We start from the raw sequence: 22105 nt of genomic DNA on the forward strand, positions 1-22105 counted from the left end.
CGCTACCGTAAAAGAAAGGGCGCAATAGTCCGCGCCCGAATTCGAATTTACAAAATCTCCAGCACCTGCTCCGGCGGCCGGCCGATGCGCGCCTTGCTGCCTTTCACCACGATCGGGCGTTCGATCAGTTTCGGGTTCGCCGTCATCGCCGCCAGCAGTTGCTCTTCGCTCAGGCTGTCGTCCGCCAGCTTCAATTCCTTGTACAGATCTTCTTTTTTGCGCATCAGATCGCGCGCCGATGTGAAGCCCAGTTCTTTCAATAGTTTTTTCAGCTCATCGACCGTAGGGGGCGTATCGAGGTACAGCACCACCTTGGGATCGACACCGTGCTGCTCCAGCAGCGCCAGGGTTTCACGGCTCTTGGAGCAGCGCGGGTTGTGGTAAATCGTGACGTTTTTCATGGCGTTCATTCCTTGTTGAATCAGCTGCGCTGGTATTGGCGGAAGCGCTGTTGCAGTTGGCGCAGCTGGTCGATGCGCGCATCGTAGCGCGCCTGTTTCAGGCTGCCGAGTTTCTGCAGCGAGCTGGCATTGCTGAGCAGGCCGATGGCCTGATCGAGCCGGCCGGTCAGCGCCAGGCTTTCGGCGCGGGCCGACAGCTCTTCATCGCGCAGCCCCTGAGCGGCGCTGGCCTGCGCCAGCAGATCCCAGCCGTTCGGATCGTCCGGATGGGCAAAGGTGTAGCGGTTCAGGATCTTCGACGCCTGCGCCGGCTGGTTGCCTTCGACATAGGCGTTGGCCAGATTGAGCTGCAGCACCGGGTTGTTGTTCTGGGCGGCGTTGGCCGCCTGCAGGCGGGCGATGGCCTGCGGCGCGCGTTTCTGACCGAGATCGATGTCGGTCATCAGGTCGATCAGCCAGACGTTTTTCGCATCCTGCGCCAGCATCGGCTGAATGATGTTGCGCGCGTCGTCGTATTTTTTCGCTTCATAGAACAGAATGGCGCGGCCGTATTTGGCGGCCGCCTGTTCGCGCACGTTGCCCTTGCTGAGTGAGCCGAGCAGCTCTTCGTTCAGGCCGTAGCCTTCCGAGCTGTACATGCCCAGGGCGCGCACCTTGGCCATCAGGTAGTCCTGCGAAGACTGCACGATGTGTTTCGGCATCTGGTTGGCGCGGTTGCGCGCGTCGGAGAGGCGGCTGTCCGGCAACGGGTGCGTCAGCAGCATTTCCGGCGGCTTGGAGGCGTAGCGCGACTGATCCGAGAGTTTCTGCAGGAAGTCGGGCATCGCTTCCGGATCGAAACCGGCGCGCTGCAGCACCTGAATGCCGATGCGGTCGGCTTCCTGTTCGTTCGATTGGGTAAAGCTGATCATGCCTTGCTGGGTGCCGGCCATGGTGCCGCTCAGCGCCGCCATGCCCATGGTCGGGTTGGCCATCGCCAGCAGAATGGAACCGAGTGCGCCCACCCAGGTCAGCGGGGCGTTGCGCTGCTGATCTTCCATGGCGCGCGCCAGGTGGCGCTGGGTGACGTGTGAGATTTCGTGCGCCAGCACCGAAGCCAGCTGGCTTTCGTTGTCGCTGACGCGAAACAGCGCGGAATGCAGCACCACGTTGCCGCCGAAGAAGGCGAAGGCGTTGATTTCGTCGTTGCGCACCAGATAGAAATGGAACGGCGTGCGCACCGAATAGGCGCTGGCCACCAGCCGGTTGCCCAGCTGATTGATGTACTGGCTCAGCAGCGGATCGTTGATCAGCGGGGCGCTGGCGCGCAGTTGGCGCACATAGAAATCGCCCATCGCCAGCTCTTGTCCAATGCTCAGGGTGCCGCCGGCGGAGGTGCCCATATCCGGCAACTGGTCCTGGCTTTCCGCCTGTGCTGGCGCCAGGGCGGTGGCGTTCAGCGTGCTGAGCAGCAGCACCGCTAACGCGGTTTTGGTCAACCGGTTGGTCATAGTCAGGCGTTTCCCTTAAATAATCATTTCTAAGACGTCAGCAGCAGACAAGAGTTCTTTATTCCCGCGGCGCAATCCGCGCGAAAGTGCGGCGGCTCACAAACCGCGGCGGCGGCACCCATCACATCATAGTCAGCCGCAGGCGACAAGGAAACGTTAGCCGAGCGCGAATCGAGCAAAAAAGTTTTATTTTTCATTTTGAAGGGCGCTTTTTCGTCGCTGGCGACATGCATTTTGAATTGAACGCGGACAAAGTTGATCCGTGTTTTATTGACAGGATAAACGCAGACTCATATAGTCTGCGTTATTGAAGATTCACTGACGGTCGAAAACGGACATATGGCGTACATCACAACCAGCGTTGAATATGGCATCCACTGTCTGCTGTGGCTGGTCGGCGATAACCAGCGCGCGCTCAGCAGCCGCGAACTCGCCGAGCTGCAGGGCATCTCCCCCAGCTTTCTGGCCAAGATTTTTCCCAAGCTGGAAAAGGCGGGGATCGTCGCCGCCAGCGAAGGGGTGCGCGGCGGTTACCGGCTGGCCCGTCCGGCGGACGAGATCAGTTTTCTGGAAATTATCGACGCCATCGAGGGGCACAAGCCGCTGTTCGATTGCCAGGAGGTGCGCGGGCGCTGTGCGGTGTTCGATGATTCCCCGCCGGATTGGGCGGTCTCCGGCAAATGCGCTATCCATGCGGTGATGCTGCAGGCGGAGAAGGCGATGCGCGACGCACTGGCGGCGCAGACCCTCGGCGACGTCGCGGCCCGCTTTGGCCGCAAAGCGCCGCAAGGCTTCTTCGGTGAGGTCAACCTCTGGCTCGACGAACGCATGACGGAACGCACCGCGCGCAGCGGCAAAACGGCGCGCGCCAAGACCTAAGCTCCGCCTTTCCTTAAAGAAAGCAAACACACTTATTCCCGCCTCCTCGGAAGGGGCGGGCGGGCCTTCTGCACCCTGCTACGGGAGCGGAACGGCATCGTTCATCCGAAAAAACTGCGGGCACGCCTTATCGCCCGGTTAACCCTGTATGAAGGAGTCATCTCATGACGCAAAAAATAGTGATTGCCGGTTCCGGTTTTGCCGGTTTTTGGGCCGCCGTGTCCGCCATGCGCGCCATTACCCTCGCCGGTAAGCATGACGATATCGAGGTGCTCATGGTCTCGCCGACCCCAACGGTCACCATCCGCCCGCGCCTGTATGAAGCGGTGTTGGAAAACATGAACCCGGACATTTCCGCGCAGCTCGCCGCCGTTGGCGTGCGGCACCTGGCCGGGGTTGTTGAGCGTATCGATGCCGCTGCTAAAACGCTCACGGTGGCGCCGACGGCGGGGGAACCCCTTGAGTTGGCCTACGATCGTTTGGTGTGGGCCACCGGCAGCCGGCTGTCCGTGCCTGCGGTGCCGGGCTTTGCCGAATACGGTTTCAACGTCGATACGCTGGAAAGCGCTCAGCGTTTGGGCGCCCATATCAATGCGCTGGCGGCCAAACCTTCGACGCCTGCGCGCAACACTGCCGTGGTAGTGGGCGCGGGGCTGACCGGGCTGGAGAGCGCGGCGGAGATGCCGCAGCGGCTGCGGGATGCGCTGGGCAAAGACGAGAACGTGCGCGTGGTGATCGTCGATACCGCGCCGGAAGTAGGCGCGGGGATGGGGGCAGAGCCGGGGGCGGTGATACGCCAGGCGTTGGCGGAGTGCGGCGTGGAAGCGCGGGCCGGCCTGCGCGTCTCGGCCATCGACGCTGAGGGAGTGATGCTGTCGAACGGTGAGCGTATCGCTGCCAACACGGTGATCCTGGCGGCGGGCGTGCGGGCGCATCCGCTGACCGAGCAGATCCCTGGCGAGCGCGACGGCAGCGGCCGGGTGATCGGCGATGCCTTCCTGCGCGCGCCGGCGGCGGCGGGCATTTTCGTGACCGGCGATACGGTGAAGGCGGCGACCGACGATCTCGGTAATCACAACCTGATGACCTGCCAGCATGCGATGAGCCTTGGCCGCGTGGCCGGCCACAATGCGGCGGCGGAGCTGGCGGGGTTGCCGACGCATCCGTACAGCCAGCCGAAGTATGTGACCTGCCTGGATTTGGGGCCCTGGGGCGCGCTCTATACCGAAGGCTGGCAGCGCCAGGTGCGCTTTACCCGCCAGGAAGGCAAAAAGATTAAGCAGGAGATCAACACGCAGTGGATTTATCCGCCGGCGGCGGATCGCGAGGCGCTGTTCGCCATCGCCAATCCGGATTTCGTGATTGTGCCTTAAGGTCGTCAAAACGGGAGCGGCAACGTTCCCGTCCTCATTTTCCCAACGGCAGGAACGAGCGTTCCGGCACCACGGTTTTCATCACCAGCGTGGAGCTCAGGCGTTGCACGCCCGGCAGGGCGGAGAGCTTCTCGTCGTAAAGTTGCTGGAAGGCGGGCAGATCGCGGGCGATAACGTGCAGCAGATAGTCGGGATCGCCAAACAACCGCTGTGCTTGCACCACCTGGGGAATGTCCACCATGGCGTTTTCGAAGGTTTCAACGGCGCGGCGATCGCCTTCGCGCATGGTGACGAACACCAGAGCGGAAAAGTTATAGCCCAGGCTGCCGGGATCGAGTTGGGCGCGGTAACCCCTGATCACCCCAGACTCCTCTAATGCCCGCACCCGGCGGTGACAGGGAGACACGCTCAAACCGATCCGCTCGGCCAGCTCGGTCACCGACAACCGGCCGTCGGTCTGCAATTCAGCAAGAATCTTGCGATCAATCTTATCCATTTGGAAAAATTTCCCCGTTTATGCCGATTTAAGGCAAGTAATTGAAAGCACATTTTAACGTCATGAGGATATTCTTGCCATCTGTTGAACGGTTTTGACGGCCCCCGCGGCAGGCGGAGGCCGTTCTTCTTCCACGAGGAAAGCGCAATGGTTCTCTGTTCGGTGTGGCGCGGTGCGTTTGAGAGGGCGCCGGCATGACGCTCGCTCTGTTCGCCGCGTTTTGGGCGGTGTCGATTTTGTTGGTGATCACGCCGGGTATGGATTGGGCCTATGTGATCTCGGCGGGTATTCGCGGTCGGGTGGTAGTGCCCGCCGTCGCCGGTTTGCTGTTTGGCCATTTGTTGATGATTGCGATCGTGGTGGCGGGCGTCGGCGCGCTGCTGGTCGGCAACCCGCTGGCGCTGACGGCGCTCACCCTGTTGGGGGCGGCTTACCTCTTGTGGATCGGTTTCAACATGCTGTTGCACCCGCCGGTGCCCGGCGCCGGTGAAGATCAGCGTTCTGATTCCTGGCTGCGCTGGGCCGGCAAAGGCGTGTGCGTCAGCGGGCTGAACCCCAAGGTGTTTCTGCTGTTTCTGGCGCTGCTGCCACAATTTACCGACACCCGAGCCGAATGGTCGGTGCCGATGCAGATGCTGGCGTTGGGCGTCGTGCATTTGATCAGCTGCGGCCTGGTGTATCTGCTGGTGGGGTTTGGTTCGCAGTCGGTGCTGCGCACGCGTCCGCAGGCCGCAAAGGTGGTGGGGCGCATCTCCGGCGCGGCGATGATCGTCATCGCCCTCGGGCTGCTGGCCGAGCAGGCGCTGAAATAGCATTACCGTCGGTAGATGTCCGGCCGGGCGATCTGCCAGACAAAATCGGGGCGGTTGATGGCCGAATAGCCCACTTTCTCATAGAGCCAGGGGGCGGTGCTGGTGACCAGCATGACTCGCCTCAGCGTCGCCATCAGCGGATGGGCCTGGCAACATTCCGCCAGCCACAGGCCCAGCCCGCTTTTTTGGAATGTTTCCAGCACGTACACGTCGCACAGATAGCCGAAAGTGGCGTAATCGGTGATCAGCCGGGCGAAACCGATCTGCCTGGCGCCGTGATACAAACCGAAACACAAGCTGTGGGCGAGGGACTGGCGAACGGTTTCTCTATCGATTCCTTCCGCCCATGACGAACGGGTCAGAAAAGCGTGGATGGCATCGAGATCCAGCAGGGCGGGATCGGTGCTGACGAGATAGTCCGCACGCTGCCACTCCAGTGGGGCAGGGGTTGTCATGATGGCTCTTCTCCTGTGCAAGCGTTCAGGTCAGGGTCGCCGTTCAGGCGTGCAGTTCGGCGACCGTCATGGTGAAAATCAGCGTGTCTTCGCCTTCGTTGGCGTACCGATGTGGGCCGTCCGTTTTGGCGACCGCCGAACAGCCCGGCGCAATCATGAGCTCGGTCTGTTCGACGGCAAGGCTCAAGACGCCTCGCTCAACGTGCAGCAGCTCGAAGGTGCCCGTCGGGTGGCCGCCCGATGCATAGGCTTCCCCCGGCGCCATTTCCCACCGCCACAGTTCTATCATGTTCGGGCCTTGGGTGCCCGCGAGCAAACGTGCCGAGCCGCCGCGATCGCCATGCCACAGCGTGGGAATATCTTGGCTTTCAATCAGGTAGACGGCGGGCGCGCGGGTGACGTTGACGATGTCCGCCACCGACAGGCCCAGCGCCGCCGCGAGCTTGCACAGGATGGCGATGCTGGAATTGGCGCCAGGGGGTCAGAACCCGGTTGAGCGCCGAGGCCGAGCGGATGTGGTTCATCCTGGAGAGCCTGCCGGCGATGCCGTTGGCGGCGCTGCACGAGGCGGGCGACGAATTGATTGCCGGTTTACGGCAAATGATGCCCGGCGTCACGGTAGAGCAACGGCTCATCGGCCGCGCCTCGTAACAGGCGTCAGCACTGGCGGCGAACCAAACCGGTGATCAAATCCAGCGCGTCGTCCGCCGCCGCGATTTCGCTTTCGCTGAGCGCCTGCCGTTCGATGAAGCTCTCGATGGCTTCCAGCAGGGAGAAGATGCTGATTTCATCTCCTATCTTGACGACTTCGCAAACGCCACGCCCGATCGCCAGACAGATGGCTTCATCAAATTCACACGGTTTGCTGTTCATTTTTCCCCCTACGGCATTTGGGATTATATCGGCCATGCTACCGGTTTTTTCCCGGTGGCTGTCTGACGAAAATCCCATTTTTTCGTTGATGCTGACGGGCGCGCGATCGCGGGCATTGGCGAAATTCTGATTTCCTCACCGTGGCCAAATTTCCCTTGTGACCACCGTGCCGGCGCGGTATTGTCGCCAAATGACGACAATGCCGCCTCATTGTCCGCATAAAAAATTCATGACGTTATCATCCCTTCATCCCGCTGCCGTGCGGGATTTTTTTATGAGGTTTATCCCAAAGTGCGGATAACCTCGACGCGATCGCTTGCCATGTTCTGGGAATAATCCTAGCTTGAAATAGTCATTTAGGGTTAGCAATCCCTCATGACCTCCTTGTAACACTTGATGCACCAGAACGTTTTCTCCCCCGCTTAGGCGGGGGTTTTTAATGACGTGCATCGGAAAAGGCCGTGAACGTAGAACCGACAGAGTTCGTGACGATAACCAGTTTAAGCATCAGGGGACGGGACAATGAAAAATGATCTGGCGGCGGCGATCGCGATTGGCTGTGTGTTGTTGTTCGCATTGGCGGTCGGTTCGCCCCTTTCTGTCGCTACTTCGCTGTAATCTTCCGCGGCCCCGTTCGGGGCCGCTCATCGAGCCAGTCGCCGCGTCTGCGGATTTTTGCGTCGATCGTCTGCCCGTGCGATAAAATCAGCCAGATCGCTGTTGATGTATGGCGAACTTTGAGTACTCTGAGTGCTTTGCACATCCCGCGTGCGCCCGTTCTATCTATGCTTTAATCAGGCCCATCACAGGAATCGCCATGCCCGCCCGCCAAATCTCAAGGAGCCCGCTCTGATGCTGGAGATGTTATTACAGTGGTACCGCCGCCGCTTCACCGATCCTCAGGCCATCGCGCTGCTGGTGATCCTGGTTGCCGGGTTCCTTATTCTCTATTTTTTGCACGGCATTCTGACCCCGTTGCTGGTTGCCATCGTGCTGGCGTATCTGCTCGAGTGGCCGACCGCGCGCCTGCAGCGCATCGGCTGTTCGCGCACCTGGGCGGCGAGCATCATGCTGCTGGTGTTCTCGGGCGTCGCCATGCTGCTGGTGTTCGTCGTCGCGCCGACCGCCTGGCAGCAAGGCATCAATCTGATGAGCGATCTGCCGGGCATGCTCAATCAGTTCTATAACTTCGCCGCGACGCTGCCGAAGCGTTATCCGGCGCTGGTGGATGCCGGCATCATCGACATGATGGCGGAAGACCTGCGCAGCCGGTTGTCCGGCATGGGCGAATCGGTGGTGAAATTCTCGCTGGCGTCGCTGGTCGGCCTGCTGACGTTGGCTATCTATCTGATCCTGGTACCGATGATGATGTTCTTCCTGCTGAAGGACAAAGAACAGCTGCTGAACGCGGTGCGCCGCGTGCTGCCGCGTAATCGCGGCCTGGCGGGGCAAGTCTGGAACGAGATGAATCAGCAGATCACCAACTATATTCGCGGCAAAGTGCTGGAGATGGTGATTGTCGGCGTGGCGACTTACCTGGTGTTCGCCGTGCTGGACATGCGCTACTCGCTGCTGCTGGCGGTGCTGGTGGGGTTCTCGGTGCTGATCCCCTACATCGGCGCGGTGCTGGTCACCATACCGGTGGTGGTGGTGGCGCTGTTCCAGTGGGGCGTCGGCGCCGATTTCTGGACGCTGATCGTCGCCTACCTGGTGGTGCAGGGGCTGGACGGCAACCTGTTGGTGCCCATTTTGTTCTCCGAAGCGGTCAACCTGCATCCGCTGGTGATTATCCTGTCGGTGATCGTGTTCGGCGGGATGTGGGGCTTTTGGGGCGTGTTTTTCGCCATACCGCTGGCGACGCTGGTGAAGGCGGTGATCCATGCCTGGCCGGATGAACTGCGGGTCGAGGTGGAAGACAAGGCCGACTGACAGGGAAGAAACGAAGCGCAGCAGGCCGCTGCGCTTCGTGAGAATTACTGCTGCAGGTAGTTCAGAACGATGTCGTGGTGATTGGTGGTTTTGAAATCATCAAACACTTTTTCAATCTTGCCGTTGGCATCGATCAGGAAGCTGATGCGGTGAATGCCGTCGTAGGTCTTGCCCATGAAGGTTTTCTCGCCCCACACGCCAAACTGTTGTGACACCTGATGATCTTCATCAGACAACAGCGTGAAGTTGAGCAGCTCCTTTTCGGCGAAGCGCGACAGTTTTTCCGGTTTGTCGGTGCTGATGCCCAGCACTTCGACGCCGACCTTTTTTAATTCGTCCATGTTGTCCCGCAGGCCGCAGGCTTGCACGGTGCAGCCCGGCGTCATCGCCTTCGGATAGAAATAGACCAATACTCGCTGTCCCTGGAAGTCGGCCAAATTAATTTCCTCACCGTCCTGGTCAGGCAAACTAAATTTCGGCGCTGTGTCACCGGCTTTCAATGGGCTCATCACTACTCTCCATCTTTCTCGTCATGCTGTGGATAGTTCACCACGCTAATACTGCCTTGCGCGTTCAATTCTGTACATAGGCGATGGAAGGCTTGCTCAATATTTGAGGCGTCCCGATCGCCGGAGCTGTGGGCGGTAATTTGGATATACAGCTGCGGCGGCAGGTCGCCGTCCGCCGGCTGCGTGCGCGAGACCAGTTCGGCGATATTCATCTGGCTGGAGTCGAACAAATCGGTAAAGCGTTCGATGATGTGCGGCGAGTCCTTCACTTCCACCTGCACCCACACCGTGGCCGGCATCGGCGGCCTTTCGTGCGAGTTTGTGCGCTTCATCACGATCAGCAGATCCAGCTCCGCGCCTTTTTGCGGCAGGGTGGATTCGATCAGGGTGATGGCGTTCCAACTGCCGGACAGCAGCATGATGAACGTGAACTCCTCTCCCAGCATGGCCAGACGGCTATCTTCGATATTGCATCCGCAACTGCTGACGTGGCGGGTGATGGTATTGACGATACCGGGGCGGTCGGCGCCGAGCGCGGTAATCACGAGATAGTGTTCGTCTGACTGAGGCAAAATAGCGCTTCCTGTCGTGCTTAATGGGGTTACCATGGTAAACATAAAAAAAACCGCCTGCCAAGCGCTTACAACGCGGTTGTGCGCTTGCTTTTGGATAGGCAGCAAAAGTACCATGAGTGACTTGTTTGTGGAGGGGACGGCCAATGTTTACGGGAAGTATTGTTGCACTGGTTACGCCGATGGACGACAAAGGTGCTGTCGATCGCGCGAGCCTGAAAAAATTGATCGATTATCATGTAGCCAGTGGCACCGCGGCGATCGTTTCCGTAGGGACCACCGGCGAGTCCGCAACGCTTGCCCATGACGAGCACGTTGACGTGGTGCTGCAGACGCTGGAGTTGGCCGACGGCCGCATTCCGGTGATCGCCGGCACCGGCGCCAACGCCACCGCCGAAGCCATCGCGCTCACCACTCGCTTCGCCAACACCGGCGTGGTGGGCTGCCTGACGGTAACGCCGTACTACAATAAGCCGACGCAGGAAGGGCTGTATCAGCACTTCAAGGCGATCGCCGAGAGCACCGAACTGCCGCAGATCCTGTATAACGTGCCTTCGCGCACCGGCTGCGACATGCTGCCGCCGACCATCGCTCGGCTGGCGAAAATCAAGAATATTGTTGCTGTAAAAGAAGCGACGGGGAACTTAAGTCGCGTTAGTCAGATCCAAGTGCTGGTTGACGATGAAGATTTCATTTTGCTGAGCGGCGACGACGCCAGCGGGCTGGACTTCATGCAACTGGGCGGCAAAGGGGTGATTTCCGTGACGGCCAACGTGGCCGCGCGCGAGATGGCGGAACTTTGCGCGCTGGCGGCGCAGGGCAAATTTGCCGAAGCGCGCCGCTTAAATCAGCGCTTGATGCCGTTGCATCAGGATCTATTTGTAGAAGCAAACCCAATTCCGGTGAAGTGGGCCTGTAAGGCGTTGGGATTGATGGCAACCGATACGCTGCGTCTGCCGATGACGCCGTTGAGCGAAGCCGCCCGCCCGGTGGTGGAGCGCGCGCTGAAAAGCGTCGGCTTGCTGTAACTCTAAGGGAAATTTGATGGCTTATTCATTGCAAAAGTCGACGGTAGCAAAAGTAGTGGGCATCTCATTGGTGATGATGCTGGCAGCCTGCAGCAGCGATCAGCGCTACAAGCGCCAGGTCAGCGGCGACGAGGCCTACCTCGACGCGGCTCCGCTCAAGGCGCTGAACGCGCCGTCCGGCATGATCCTGCCGGTGCAGAGCGGCAACTATGACGTGCCGGCCACAACGGTGCAAGGCAACGTCGGCAAGCAGCTGGACATTCGTCCGCCGGTGCAGCCGTTGGCGCTGCTGAGCGGTTCACGCGCGCAATACGCCGGCGACAGCGGCACGCTGCTGCTGGAAAACAGCCCGCAGAACCAGAACCTGTGGTCGCGCGTGGTCAGCCTGCTGCAGGCGAAGAACATCGCGATCGCTTCCCGTCAGGACGCCGGTCAGACCCTGACCACCGACTGGGTGAAGTGGAACCGTCTGGACGAAGACAACCAGTACGAAGGCCGTTATCAGATCAGCGTGCAGCAGCAGGGCTATCAGCAGGCGCTGGTGGTGAAAAGCGTTGGCCTGCAGCAGCAGGGCAAGACCGAACAGGTGACCGATCAGTCTGAGATCCAGCGCTACAACGGCATGATGATCAACACCCTGATCGAAGGCCTGGACAAGCAGGATAACCTGGCGAGCTCCCAGACGGCCAGCCGCTTCGGCGCGCTGGACGTGCAGAGCGGTGCCGATGATACCGGCCTGCCGATGCTGGTGGTGCGCGGCCCGTACACTGTCGTGTGGGATCGCCTGCCGCCGGCGCTCGAAAAACTGGGGATGAAAGTGGGTGACCGCAGCCGTCCGCAGGGCACCGTCGCCGTGACTTACAAGTCCCTGAGCAGCAGCGATTGGGATGCGTTGGGCGTCAAGGATCCTGAACTGACGGAAGGCGATTACAAACTGCAGGTCGGCGATCTCAACAACCGCACCAGCCTGCAATTCATCGATCCGAAAGGCAAACCGCTCACCCAGTCGAAAAACGACGCACTGGTGGCGGCATTCCAGTCAGCCTTCAGCAAAACCAGCGTTAACTAATCAAAAAGGGGCTTCGGCCCCTTTTTGTTTTGTCTATACGGTATCGTTTGCGTCGCAGGTTTGGCACAATAGTGTCCGGCACGCCAAAGAATTCATTAGGTCAATTCTATACCCCCTAATTTCGGGCCGCGCTCGGGAGACAACGGGGATACATCACTGGAGTAAGTAAGATGCAAAAGCTAGCTGAGCTGTATCGCGGAAAGGCAAAAACCGTTTACACCACCGAGAATCCCGATCTGTTGGTGTTGGAGTTCCGCAACGATACGTCAGCACTGGATGGTCAGCGCATTGAGCAGTTCGATCGCAAAGGCATGGTGAACAACAAGTTTAACCATTTCATCATGAGCAAACTGGAAGAAGCCGGCATCCCGACCCAGATGGAGCGTCTGCTGTCCGACAACGAAGTGCTGGTGAAGAAATTGGACATGGTGCCGGTGGAGTGCGTGATCCGCAACCGCGCCGCCGGTTCGTTGGTGAAGCGTCTGGGCATTGAAGAAGGTCTGGTGCTGAACCCGCCGCTGTTCGATCTGTTCCTGAAAAACGACGCCATGCACGATCCGATGGTGAACGAATCCTACTGCGAAACCTTTGGCTGGGTGAGCAAAGAGCATCTGGCGCGCATGCGCGAGCTGAGCTACCGCGCCAACGACGTGTTGACCCAGCTGTTCGACGACGCCGGCCTGATCCTGGTCGACTTCAAACTGGAGTTCGGTCTGTTCAACGGCGAAGTGGTGCTGGGCGATGAGTTCTCGCCGGACGGCAGCCGCCTGTGGGACAAAAACACCCTGGACAAGATGGACAAAGATCGTTTCCGTCAAAGCCTGGGCGGCCTGATCGAAGCCTACGAAGAAGTGGCGCGCCGCATCGGCGTGAAACTCGACTAAGCGTCGGCACCGCCATTCGGGGCGATCCGGCCGGATCGTCCCGCTATTCTGCGTTTTTCCAGAAAATTTCTACATTTCCTCCGCGGCAGACCATTTATAATGATGGATGTGAGATGACTAAAACCTATCCCACTCAGGCTTGAAGCTGCCTTTGCGCTTACGATCGCGGCGCAACTTCAACGAGCAGGGGAAATATCTGGAGTGTATTTATGCGTTGGCAAGGGCGTCGGGAAAGTGACAATGTTGAGGATCGTCGCGGGCAGTCTTCAGGTTTGGGCGGCGGTGGCGGCGGTTTCCGCGTGCCGGTGGGTGGCAAGGGCGGCATCGTTATTCTGGTAGTGGTGCTGGTGGCCGGTTATTACGGCATCGATCTGTCGCCGCTGTTGAACGGCGGTAACGTCGCTCCTCAGGGTCAACAACAGAGCGCCAGCATCAGTCCGAAAGACGATGAGCTGGCCAAATTCACCTCAGTGGTGCTGGCTTCGACCGAGGATAACTGGAAAGAGATTTTCCAGCGCATGGGCAAAACCTATCAACCGCCGAAGCTGGTGATGTATCGCGGCGTAACGCGCACCAGCTGCGGCACCGGTCAGGCGGCGATGGGGCCGTTCTACTGCCCGGGCGACAGAACGGTGTATATCGATCTGTCTTTCTATCAGGACATGAAGACCAAGCTGGGCGCCGGCGGTGATTTCGCTCAGGCCTATGTGGTGGCGCACGAAGTCGGCCACCACGTGCAGAACCTGCTGGGCATCGAGCCGAAGGTGCGCCAGATGCAGCAAGGCGCCAGCCAGGCGGAAGTGAACCGCCTGTCGGTGAAAATGGAGCTGCAGGCGGACTGCTTTGCCGGCGTGTGGGGCAAATACGCCGAGAAGCAGCAGATGCTGGAAGAGGGTGACCTGCAGGCGGCGTTGAATGCCGCGCAGGCGATTGGCGACGACCGGTTGCAGCAGCAGAGCCAGGGCCGCGTTGTGCCGGACAGCTTCACCCACGGCACTTCGCAGCAGCGCTACACCTGGTTTAAACAGGGCTTCGACAGCGGCGATCCCAATACCTGCAACACCTTTGCATCCCGTTAACGCCTCAAGTGCCGGAGCCTGACTCCGGCATTTTTTTCGGATTGAGATACAGCCTTATGCTACAGGCAGCGCAACAACTCATGCGGCGGCAGGGCATCCGGCGTTTGCTGGTGCTCAGCGGTGAACCCGAGTGGTGCCGCGAACAGGCGCAGCGGCTGGCGGCGACGCTGCCGGGCGACTGGCCGTGGGTGGGGGAAAACCCGCCGCCCGGCCTGTCGGCTTTGCCGAGCCGCGCGGTGCGCCAATTGCTGGGGCAGGAGCGGCTGCACGCGGTGTTTGATGCCGGTCAGTCGCTCGACGTGGAGGCGTTGGCGGCGCTGTGCGGCGCATTGCGCGCCGGCAGCTGGCTGCTGCTGTTGACGCCGCCCTGGCGGCAATGGCCTCAGTTGCCGGACGGCGACAGCCTGCGCTGGAGCGATTGTCCGCAGCCGATCACCACGCCGCATTTCATTCATCATCTGCAGCATCATTTGGCCGACGACAGCGAAGTGACTGTCTGGCGGCAGGATGAGCCCCTGACGTTGGCCGCGCTGCCGGCGCGTGAAGGTTGGCAGCCGCCGGATGGCGGGCCGACCGAGGAACAACAGGCGATCTTGACGGCGTTGTTGCAGGCCGAGTCCGGCGTGTGGGTGCTGACCGCCGCCCGCGGCCGCGGCAAATCGACGCTGGCCGGCATGCTGATGGCGCAGTCGCCGCTGACCTGCTGGATCACCGGGCCGAGCCGCGCCGCCACAGAGGTGGCCGGGGAATGGGCGCAGGGGCGCGCACAGTTTTGGGCGCCCGATGCCTTGCTGGCGCAGTGCCGGGAGGGGGACGTCAGTGACGTGGGCTGGCTGCTGGTGGATGAAGCGGCGGCGATCCCCGCGCCGCTGTTGCAACAGCTGATCGGCTATTTCCCGCGCGTGTTGCTGACCACCACGGTGCAGGGCTATGAAGGCACCGGCCGCGGTTTTCTGCTGAAGTTTTGCGCCGGGCTGCCGTCCTATCAGGCGTTGAGTCTGCAACAGCCGATGCGCTGGGCGCAGGGCGATGCGTTGGAACGGGTCACGGACAATGCGCTGTTGTTCAACGAGCTGCCCGCCTGGCCGGTGGATGGCCAGGCGATCGATTATAGCCAGGCGGAGCAGCGTGAACTGTGCGCCGATCCGCAGCGGCTGGCGCGTTTCTATGCTCTGCTGAGCAGCGCGCATTACCGCACCTCGCCGCTGGACTTACGCCGGCTGATGGACGCGCCCGGCATGCATTTCGGGCTGGCGCAGGCCGGACAGGAGGTGGTCGGTGCCGTGTGGCTGGCGGACGAAGGCGGGTTGAGCGCCGAGTTGGCGCACGACGTGTGGGCCGGCCGCCGCCGGCCGCGCGGCAACCTGGTGGCGCAGTCGCTGGCGGCGCATGGCGGCCAGTGGTGGGCGCCGACGCTGCGGTCACGGCGCATTACCCGCATCGCGACGCTGCCGACGCTGCGGCGGCAGGGTATCGCGCGTCAGCTGGTCGAGCGGCAACGCCGCCAGGCGCAGGGGCTGGACTTCCTGTCGGTCAGCTTCGGCTATACCGAGCCGCTGTGGCGCTTTTGGCAATCCTGCGGTTTCGAGCTGGTGCGTATCGGCAGCAAGCCGGAGGCCAGCAGCGGCTGTTATACCGCGATGGCTATCTTGCCCCTGAGCGAGCAAGGGGAGGCGCTGCGGCACGCGGCGCACAAGCACCTGGCGCGCGACTGGCCCTGGCTGCGGCAGCGCATCGAACTCGTGCTGGCGATCCCGGGCGATGACGGCGACACGTCGCTCGGTGAAGAGGACTGGCGCGAGCTGGCCGGTTTCGCTTTCGCCCATCGGTCGCTGGAGGCCAGCCTGGGGGCATTGCAGCGTTTGCTGTTGGCCAGCAGTCTGCCGCTGCCCGCGCTGCGCGGCCATCTGCAACGGCGGCAATCCCCGGCGGCCTGCGTGGAGCAGGCGGGCGTAAGCGGCCAGAAAGCCTTGCTGCGCCACTGGCGGCACGAAACGGCGCAGGCGCTGGAACAGTTGAATGCGCAACACTGCCGCTACTGGCGCGACTGGGCGCAGTCGTTGCAATAAATTGAATAACTCGCTCAATAAAACCCGATTTTCCCGATTTCTCAACGGCGTATAGTCACTGTCAGCGGTGCGGCGGCGACTGTCGCCACACCAGGTTTGGTTACTATTAAGGAGTCATCGATGAAACATGAGCATTTCGTTGTCCAAAGCCCGGCGACCCCGGCGGCGCAGCTGATCTTGCTGTTTCACGGTGTCGGCGACAACCCGGTGGCGATGGGGGAGATCGGCAGCTACTTCGCCAAAGACTTTCCTCAGGCCCAGGTGGTGAGCATCGGTGGTCCCGAAGCGTTTGGCAACGGCGCCGGGCGCCAGTGGTTTTCGGTACAGGACGTGACCGAAGAGAACCGCGCGGCCCGCATAGCAGACGTGATGCCGCAGTTTGTGGCCGTGGTGCGTCATTGGCAGCAGCTGAGCGGCGTGGGCTATGCCGGCACTGCTCTGGTGGGGTTCTCGCAGGGGGCGATCATGGCACTTGAGGCGTTAAAAGCGGAAACCCGGCTGGCCGGGCGCGTGGTCGCGTTCAGCGGGCGTTTCGCCCAGTTGCCTGAGCAGGCTTTCGGCGACAGCGTGGTGCATTTGATCCACGGTGAAGAGGACGCGGTGATCGCGGTGCAACACGCTCACGCGGCGGCGGAAGCGTTACGGGCCAACGGCGTGGATTTCACGCTCGACGTGGAAGAGAACGTCGGGCATGCGATCAATCAGGGCATGATGAACGCCGCGCTGGAAAGGCTGCATTATTACGTGCCGCAGCGCTACTGGGACGAGGCATTGTCCGGCAAGCGCGGCGAGCTGATCGCCTTTCGCTAAAAACTCAGGGCGCCGATGAGCGCCCTGATGTCATTTCTTTTTCGGCCAGTCGTCTTCGTCATCCCACTGGGCGTTGTTGTCGCGGTGCGGCGGTATCTCCGGCTTGTTGGCCAGATAGCTTTTCACGTCGACGCGGCGCAGTTCCTTGATGCCGCTGACGACCATCCCCACCAGAACCAGCAGAATAATCCACCAGTAATCAGCTAACCATTGCATAGCTACTCCTTTCCTTCACTGCGTATGAAACGCGAAAAAATCGAGGGCAGATGGCGTTCGAGCCATTCGACACCGGCGACCTCCTTGTCTTGCCAGGCCGCCAGCAACAACGCCGGGGTCAGCAAATGTTCAGCCTCTTGCGCCAGCGGCCGGTAGCTTAGATGCCACGGCTCCACCGCCACGCCGCCGCTGTCTTCGGTAAAGGGGCGATAGAAACCGAACTCGGCCATATGCGCCGTCAGCCACTGGTTGAGCGGCGCAAAGTAACCGCCTTCTTCATATTCCCACGGCTCCAGCTGCAGCTTTTGCCCTTCCGGCAACAGCGACGGATCGTACACGTCCAAATCGCTGCCCCAGTGATGGCGGCTGGCGCCAGGCAGGGCTGACCAGCGCAGGATCGCCTCACAGCGTTCGGCGGCGGACAGCGGCGCGACGTCGATCGGTTGACTGTCCTTATCTAATACTGGCCGCTGGCCGCAGAATTTGCCATTCCAAATCGCCAACTGGCGGTCGAAGTCGCGGAAGGTGCTGGCGGGCTGGAGATCGAATCCGGCTTCACGCGCGGCCTGCTGCATCGCCAGGAAGGCATTGACCGCCTGCGGCTGCAGCCGATGGTTGCCGCTCAGCGGCGCCAGGTGTTCGGTCGAACGGCCGGTGAGCATCTCTGCGGTGATCATGCGACCAATTGCTCCATGATGCGTTGATACATGCGGCTCAGCAGCTGCAGATCCGCGGCGTTGACACATTCGTTGACCTTGTGGATGGTGGCGTTGACCGGCCCCAGTTCCACCACCTGCGCGCCCATCTGCGCGATGAAGCGGCCGTCGGAGGTGCCGCCGGTGGTCAGCAGCTGCGGCGTCAATTCAGAATAGTGCTCGACGGCGTTGACCACCGCATCAACCAGCGCGCCGCGCGAGGTGAGGAACGGTTGACCGGACAGCCGCCATTCGATGCTGTAATTCAACTGGTGGCGTTCCAGCAGCTCTTCCACGCGCTGCTTGATCATCGCGTCGGTGAGTTCGGTGCTGAACCGGAAGTTGAACTGCACGTAGAGATCGCCCGGGATCACGTTGTTGCTGCCGGTGCCGGCCTGCACGTTGGCGATCTGCATGCTGGTCGGCGGGAAGAACTCGTTGCCGCGATCCCATTCGATCGCCACCAGTTCATTCAGCGCCGGCATGGCGCGGTGCACCGGGTTGTCCGCCAGATGCGGATAGGCGACGTGCCCCTGTACGCCGTGGATATGCAGGTTGGCGGTGATGGAGCCGCGACGGCCGTTTTTCACCACGTCGCCGACGCGTTCGGTGCTGGACGGCTCGCCGACCAGGCAGTAATCCAGCCGCTCGTTGCGCGCCATCAGCGCTTCGACCACTTTAACCGTGCCGTGGGTGGCGCTGGCTTCTTCATCCGAAGTGATCAGAAATGCCAGGCGGCCCCGGTGATTCGGGTTGGCGGCGACAAAGCGTTCCGCGGCCACCACCATCGCGGCCAACGAGCCTTTCATGTCCGCCGCGCCGCGGCCATACAGCATGCCGTCGCGGATTGCCGGTTCAAACGGCGGGTTGTCCCAGCGTTTTTCATCGCCGGTCGGCACTACGTCGGTGTGCCCGGCAAACGCCAGAGTTTGCCCTTCGCCGCGCCAGGCCCAGAAGTTTTGGGTGTCTTCGAAGTCCATGGCTTCGACGGTGAAGCCGATCGCCTGCAGGCGTTCGATCATCAGTTGCTGGCAGCCTTCGTCACTCGGGCTGAGGGAAGGGCGTTTGATCAACTGCTGGGCCAGTTCGATAACCGGGCAAGTCATACGGCAACCTCGGCGATAAATTGTTGGTAAGCGTCGGCGTTGAAACCGAGCAGAGCGTGGCCGTTGCCGTCGTCCAGCAGCGGACGTTTAATGATTGCCGGCTGCGCCAGCATCAGCGCGATGGCGGCGTCGGCGTTATCACAGGCGTTGCGCTGCGCTTCATCCAGCTTGCGCCAGGTGGTGCCGCGGGTATTGAGCAGCGGCTCCCAACCCAGTTGCGCGACGAAACCGCGCAGTTGCTGTTCGGTCAAGCCGTCGGCGCGGTAGTCGTGAAAATGATAGGCTATGCCCTGATCTTCCAGCCAGCGGCGGGCTTTTTTGATGGTGTCGCAGTTTTTGATGCCGTACATCGTCAGCGTTGTCTGTTGCGGTTTATTTGCCATGGCGTAAAGCTACCTGTCTCGTCGAGTCGATACTGAGCGGCGGGCGCGGTCTTAGGCCTTCTCGCCGCCCGGCGATAGCAGAGATAATGCCAGTAAAGCGGCGGCGAGATCCAGACAACGATGCGCGCGAGAGACGATTGGGCGCCAGGGAGAGAGGTTGGCAAATTGATGAAACGGCTATCTTCGCCGGCGGGGCTGTTAAAAGGCGCCGGCGAACGCGTTCTGCCGCCAATGCGGCGCGGGGGAGAGAGAACTACTCTTTATTGATTCTTATGTTTAAACGCTCGGTCAAACACCGTACGCGGGTAATATGCAACAGCGGTTTTATCCTGCTGGCGCCGAGTTTTTTCATGATTCGTGATTTGTAATGATTGGCGGTTTTATTTCTGATATTCATGGCATTGCTGATGTCGGCCAGCGATTTTCCCGTTGACCACTCCGAGAGAAAATGCGATTCGCGCTGAGAGAGTTGCGGCGGCTCGGTATAGTGACTGTAACGCTTATATAAGTCGCCGATCAGGTGGCTGAAGCGGATCAATGATATAAGGTTTGATAATATAATGGTCTTATTGTCGACAATCACCATCTCATGCAGGCAGTCGGTAATAATGATTATTTTGTAGGTATTGGGGTTGGCATATTCATCGCGGTAACGCGCTTCAAAGTTGGCGATGGTGACATCGATAAAGCAGACCCTTCTGCGGCTAAAGCCGGCCGGCGCGCGTTTTTCCGCCCAGGTTTGGTTAATGAGTTGTCGGATGCCGACGGTGGTATAAGCACACTCGCTGAAAATATCAATTTCCATTTTATTATAATCCTTTACTTTTTATTTCCCGGTGAGGATGGCTATCTTAAAACATAAAAAAAGAAAAAATCCAAATAATTGCATGTTGAACTTTTCTTGCGCCGCAAATGAATGAGCGTTATCTGGGCGCGAGCTTTGAAGGGGAGGTTATATACTAGCATGATTTATAAAGAGTAAATCTTTTTTTTCAACCGAATTTTTAAGCAAGGTAAGGTTAATAGAATAGACATCTTCTATTAATACCTCGGTAATTAAAAGGAATTAACATAGATTAAGACTATCAAAATATGTAAAATGATCGGTTTTGACGATCATTTAAGGGGGCTGTTTGGGCTTAACGAATTAATAACTAAGATTTTTCTTGGTTTTGTCACGATGAGTGGCTTTATTTTGAACGTCACCAGAGTCGGCGATGAGGTCATGAAAAAATTAACGTTGAAATTGAGACAAAGATAATTCTAAACAAAGAAACTGCGATGTTTTAAGCTGTAATCAGAGTGTGAACATGGATGATTGATCCGGAGAGCCGGCGTGAAAAAATGTCATATCGAAATTTCCGAGCGGGTAACGCAGGAAATAACGTCCTGTATCGCGGAGGGATTGGACCGTTTTAACGATCAACATATCGGCTACGGCGATCGTCTGCCGCTGGCGGTGGTGGTAAGAGATCCCGACAGTGGGGAAGTTCTGGGAGGGATTACCGGACGCTCATCGTTAGGGCTGCTGTTTCTCGATCTCTTTTATCTGCCGGAAGCGCTGCGCGGCGCGGGGTTGGGCAGCGAACTGTTGCGCCGCTTCGAACAGGAAGGCCGTCGGCGCGGTTGCCTTTCCGCCGTGTTGTACACCATCAGCTTTCAGGCGCCGGACTTTTATCAACGGCATGGCTGGCAGCGTATGGGTGAAGTGCCTTGCTTGCCGCCGGGAACCCGCCGTATCTTTATGAGCAAAACCTTGTGATGCACATTTAACGCACGTAGCCCCCTTGTTGCAGGCGCTGCAGCGCAGCGCCGTCCGCATACACCATGCCGGTGGTCAAATCGTGAAAGCCGTACTTTTTATAGAAGGCGAGCTTTTCCGGCACGGAATAGATGAAAATCTTGCCGAGCGGCGCCAGATCTTGCATCACCCGATCCATCAACCTGCGCCCCAGCCCTTGTCCCTGAAAACGCGGATCGATCGCCACGTCCGCCAGGTAAGCGACCGATGTCAGATCGCTGATGGCATGTGCAGTGGCGATCAACTCGTCGCCGATAAACCCCCAATAGCAAAACTGGCTGTGTTGGTAAACGCGCCGCAAGGTGTGCGGATCGCGCTTGCCCAGCCCGGCGGCCTCCAGCAATTCACACAGCCGCTGCCAGTCGATGGCGCGGCGACTCGGGTCGGTGATAATTTCCATCGTTTTCCTCTAACCGATAAGACTGAGATCGGCGGCATAGTGCCGAATGGCGCGTTGATAACCGCGGATGTCGGGGTCTGACGAGGTTTCCGCCAGCAGCAGCAACAGATCGGTCACGGCCCGTTTATTTTCACCCAGGTTGTACAGCGCTATGGCGCGAAACAGCATCAGCTCGTTGGCCTGCGGGAACTCGGCCAGGCCGTCGTCGAAAGCCCGTAGCGACGCCGAATATTCTCCCAGGGCGCGGTAGGTGCTGCCGAGACCCAGCCAGGCCTCGCGGCGTTGGGCGGGCGGCAAATCGCGAGCCAACGCCGCGAGGTAACAGGGAATGGCCTGTTGCTCCAGGCCCTGTACGTCATACAGGCAGGCCAGCTGAAAGTGCAGCGTTGCCGCTTCCGGCTCTGCCGCCAGTTGCCTTAGCGCCAGCGCGGTCGCCTCTTGATAGCGGCCCTGCGTTTTTAACTCTAAGAGAGACAAAGAAGTGGACATGATCTGGGCTCCATTGGCGTATTTTTATACCTTTTACACGCTATCGTGGAGAAATTGATATCACAAGGGAATAGCTGCACTGAACATTGATCAGATAAATACGAAAATGTGCGCTAAGCCCGGTTTCCGAGCCCGGCATCGTTCCCGTTTCCCTTCACATGGTCAAAAAACAGGCGTAGAATCCGCTTCGTCAAATAATTGAGGTTGTAAAGTATTATGGTTGATCGTGAATTAGGAAACTGGAAAGACTTCATTGATGAGATGTTGGGCAACTGACACAGCGTTGA

At 59.7% G+C, this 22105-nt stretch carries 26 protein-coding genes and 2 pseudogenes; 13 read left to right on the forward strand and 15 right to left on the reverse strand.

The window, feature by feature from the left end:
• Positions 1–47: 47 nt before the first annotated feature.
• Both arsC and ACMGF9_RS05705 read right to left on the reverse strand, forming a co-directional pair.
• Entirely contained in the window at positions 48–401 is a 354-nt protein-coding gene (gene arsC, locus ACMGF9_RS05700) for an arsenate reductase (glutaredoxin) (RefSeq protein WP_015378717.1), read from the reverse strand.
• A 20-nt stretch (positions 402–421) separates the two neighbouring features.
• A complete protein-coding gene (locus tag ACMGF9_RS05705) occupies positions 422–1891 on the reverse strand; it encodes a tetratricopeptide repeat protein (protein WP_004941664.1) in 1470 nt (489 codons plus the stop codon).
• Between the two features lie 339 nt (positions 1892–2230).
• Here ACMGF9_RS05705 and ACMGF9_RS05710 point away from each other — a divergent pair, with 339 nt between their 5' ends.
• Both ACMGF9_RS05710 and ACMGF9_RS05715 read left to right on the forward strand, forming a co-directional pair.
• Complete coding sequence (locus ACMGF9_RS05710) at positions 2231–2770, forward strand: RrF2 family transcriptional regulator (RefSeq protein ID WP_015378716.1); 540 nt, start codon at positions 2231–2233, stop codon at positions 2768–2770.
• Between the two features lie 164 nt (positions 2771–2934).
• Complete coding sequence (locus ACMGF9_RS05715; RefSeq protein ID WP_015378715.1) at positions 2935–4143, forward strand: NAD(P)/FAD-dependent oxidoreductase; 1209 nt, start codon at positions 2935–2937, stop codon at positions 4141–4143.
• 34 nt (positions 4144–4177) lie between these two features.
• On the opposite strand, the gene ACMGF9_RS05720 is transcribed toward ACMGF9_RS05715, so the two are convergent.
• Complete coding sequence (locus ACMGF9_RS05720) at positions 4178–4639, reverse strand: Lrp/AsnC family transcriptional regulator (protein ID WP_021504394.1); 462 nt, start codon at positions 4637–4639, stop codon at positions 4178–4180.
• Positions 4640–4833: 194 nt separating this feature from the next.
• On the opposite strand from ACMGF9_RS05720, the gene ACMGF9_RS05725 reads away from it, so the two are divergent.
• Entirely contained in the window at positions 4834–5451 is a 618-nt protein-coding gene (locus ACMGF9_RS05725; RefSeq protein ID WP_021504393.1) for a LysE family translocator, read from the forward strand.
• Positions 5452–5453: 2 nt separating this feature from the next.
• Here ACMGF9_RS05725 and ACMGF9_RS05730 read toward each other — a convergent pair whose 3' ends face one another.
• A complete protein-coding gene (locus ACMGF9_RS05730) occupies positions 5454–5906 on the reverse strand; it encodes a GNAT family N-acetyltransferase (protein WP_015378713.1) in 453 nt (150 codons plus the stop codon).
• A gap of 43 nt (positions 5907–5949) precedes the next feature.
• Positions 5950–6378 (reverse strand): annotated as a pseudogene (locus ACMGF9_RS05735) (cupin domain-containing protein); the annotation flags it as partial.
• Here ACMGF9_RS05735 and ACMGF9_RS05740 point away from each other — a divergent pair.
• Positions 6363–6557 (forward strand): annotated as a pseudogene (locus ACMGF9_RS05740) (hypothetical protein); the annotation flags it as partial. The pseudogenes ACMGF9_RS05735 and ACMGF9_RS05740 overlap by 16 nt on opposite strands.
• A 6-nt stretch (positions 6558–6563) precedes the next feature.
• Here ACMGF9_RS05740 and ACMGF9_RS05745 read toward each other — a convergent pair.
• Positions 6564–6779 carry a hypothetical protein gene (locus ACMGF9_RS05745; protein WP_004941687.1) on the reverse strand — a complete coding sequence of 72 codons (216 nt, stop codon included), beginning with the start codon at positions 6777–6779 and terminating at the stop codon, positions 6564–6566.
• 852 nt (positions 6780–7631) lie between these two features.
• Here ACMGF9_RS05745 and ACMGF9_RS05750 point away from each other — a divergent pair.
• Positions 7632–8708, forward strand: coding sequence for an AI-2E family transporter (locus ACMGF9_RS05750; protein ID WP_414160589.1), 1077 nt, complete (start codon positions 7632–7634; stop codon positions 8706–8708).
• A gap of 44 nt (positions 8709–8752) precedes the next feature.
• Here ACMGF9_RS05750 and bcp read toward each other — a convergent pair whose 3' ends face one another.
• Positions 8753–9217, reverse strand: coding sequence for a thioredoxin-dependent thiol peroxidase (gene bcp / locus ACMGF9_RS05755; RefSeq protein ID WP_015378709.1), 465 nt, complete (start codon positions 9215–9217; stop codon positions 8753–8755).
• A gap of 2 nt (positions 9218–9219) precedes the next feature.
• Positions 9220–9825, reverse strand: coding sequence for a glycine cleavage system transcriptional repressor (locus ACMGF9_RS05760; protein WP_369783268.1), 606 nt, complete (start codon positions 9823–9825; stop codon positions 9220–9222).
• Positions 9826–9935: 110 nt separating this feature from the next.
• Here ACMGF9_RS05760 and dapA point away from each other — a divergent pair, with 110 nt between their 5' ends.
• The 6 genes from dapA to ypfH all read left to right on the forward strand — a co-directional run bounded on the left by dapA (position 9936) and on the right by ypfH (position 16728).
• Positions 9936–10817, forward strand: coding sequence for a 4-hydroxy-tetrahydrodipicolinate synthase (gene dapA, locus ACMGF9_RS05765; protein ID WP_004941701.1), 882 nt, complete (start codon positions 9936–9938; stop codon positions 10815–10817).
• 16 nt (positions 10818–10833) lie between these two features.
• Entirely contained in the window at positions 10834–11886 is a 1053-nt protein-coding gene (bamC, locus tag ACMGF9_RS05770) for an outer membrane protein assembly factor BamC (RefSeq protein WP_015378707.1), read from the forward strand.
• Between the two features lie 170 nt (positions 11887–12056).
• On the forward strand, positions 12057–12770 hold the full coding sequence (purC, locus tag ACMGF9_RS05775; RefSeq protein WP_004941708.1) for a phosphoribosylaminoimidazolesuccinocarboxamide synthase: 714 nt from the start codon (positions 12057–12059) through the stop codon (positions 12768–12770).
• 209 nt (positions 12771–12979) lie between these two features.
• Positions 12980–13849 (forward strand): neutral zinc metallopeptidase, encoded by an 870-nt coding sequence (locus ACMGF9_RS05780; protein ID WP_028127776.1) that lies wholly within the window; start codon positions 12980–12982, stop codon positions 13847–13849.
• Positions 13850–13905: 56 nt separating this feature from the next.
• On the forward strand, positions 13906–15918 hold the full coding sequence (locus tag ACMGF9_RS05785) for a tRNA(Met) cytidine acetyltransferase TmcA (protein ID WP_076741114.1): 2013 nt from the start codon (positions 13906–13908) through the stop codon (positions 15916–15918).
• Positions 15919–16038: 120 nt separating this feature from the next.
• Positions 16039–16728 (forward strand): esterase, encoded by a 690-nt coding sequence (gene ypfH / locus ACMGF9_RS05790; protein ID WP_015378704.1) that lies wholly within the window; start codon positions 16039–16041, stop codon positions 16726–16728.
• Positions 16729–16758: 30 nt separating this feature from the next.
• Here ypfH and ACMGF9_RS05795 read toward each other — a convergent pair whose 3' ends face one another.
• From ACMGF9_RS05795 to ACMGF9_RS05815, 5 genes are all read right to left on the reverse strand, one after another.
• Entirely contained in the window at positions 16759–16944 is a 186-nt protein-coding gene (locus ACMGF9_RS05795; RefSeq protein WP_004941720.1) for a YpfN family protein, read from the reverse strand.
• Positions 16945–16946: 2 nt separating this feature from the next.
• Positions 16947–17621, reverse strand: a complete 675-nt coding sequence (locus tag ACMGF9_RS05800) for a M15 family metallopeptidase (protein WP_004941723.1) — start codon at positions 17619–17621, stop codon at positions 16947–16949.
• Positions 17618–18745: a succinyl-diaminopimelate desuccinylase gene (gene dapE / locus ACMGF9_RS05805; protein ID WP_015378703.1), complete on the reverse strand. Its 1128-nt coding sequence runs from the start codon at positions 18743–18745 to the stop codon at positions 17618–17620. The genes ACMGF9_RS05800 and dapE overlap by 4 nt, the downstream gene beginning before the upstream one ends.
• A complete protein-coding gene (locus ACMGF9_RS05810; RefSeq protein WP_004941730.1) occupies positions 18742–19128 on the reverse strand; it encodes an ArsC family reductase in 387 nt (128 codons plus the stop codon). The genes dapE and ACMGF9_RS05810 overlap by 4 nt, the downstream gene beginning before the upstream one ends.
• A 253-nt stretch (positions 19129–19381) precedes the next feature.
• Complete coding sequence (locus tag ACMGF9_RS05815) at positions 19382–19933, reverse strand: LuxR C-terminal-related transcriptional regulator (protein ID WP_015378702.1); 552 nt, start codon at positions 19931–19933, stop codon at positions 19382–19384.
• Positions 19934–20464: 531 nt separating this feature from the next.
• On the opposite strand from ACMGF9_RS05815, the gene ACMGF9_RS05820 reads away from it, so the two are divergent.
• Positions 20465–20890 carry a GNAT family N-acetyltransferase gene (locus ACMGF9_RS05820; protein ID WP_015378701.1) on the forward strand — a complete coding sequence of 142 codons (426 nt, stop codon included), beginning with the start codon at positions 20465–20467 and terminating at the stop codon, positions 20888–20890.
• Between the two features lie 7 nt (positions 20891–20897).
• Here the strand turns inward: ACMGF9_RS05820 and ACMGF9_RS05825 are convergent, their stop codons facing one another.
• Together ACMGF9_RS05825 and ACMGF9_RS05830 are read right to left on the reverse strand one after the other, a co-directional pair.
• Positions 20898–21329, reverse strand: a complete 432-nt coding sequence (locus ACMGF9_RS05825; RefSeq protein WP_004941740.1) for a GNAT family N-acetyltransferase — start codon at positions 21327–21329, stop codon at positions 20898–20900.
• A gap of 9 nt (positions 21330–21338) precedes the next feature.
• Positions 21339–21818: a tetratricopeptide repeat protein gene (locus ACMGF9_RS05830; protein ID WP_414160592.1), complete on the reverse strand. Its 480-nt coding sequence runs from the start codon at positions 21816–21818 to the stop codon at positions 21339–21341.
• A 216-nt stretch (positions 21819–22034) separates the two neighbouring features.
• On the opposite strand from ACMGF9_RS05830, the gene ypfM reads away from it, so the two are divergent.
• Positions 22035–22094, forward strand: coding sequence for a protein YpfM (gene ypfM, locus ACMGF9_RS05835; protein ID WP_100396732.1), 60 nt, complete (start codon positions 22035–22037; stop codon positions 22092–22094).
• Positions 22095–22105: the final 11 nt, after the last annotated feature.

Origin of the sequence: Serratia sp. BNK-23, assembly GCF_047456145.1 — a bacterium.
Lineage (GTDB): Bacteria > Pseudomonadota > Gammaproteobacteria > Enterobacterales > Enterobacteriaceae > Serratia > Serratia nematodiphila.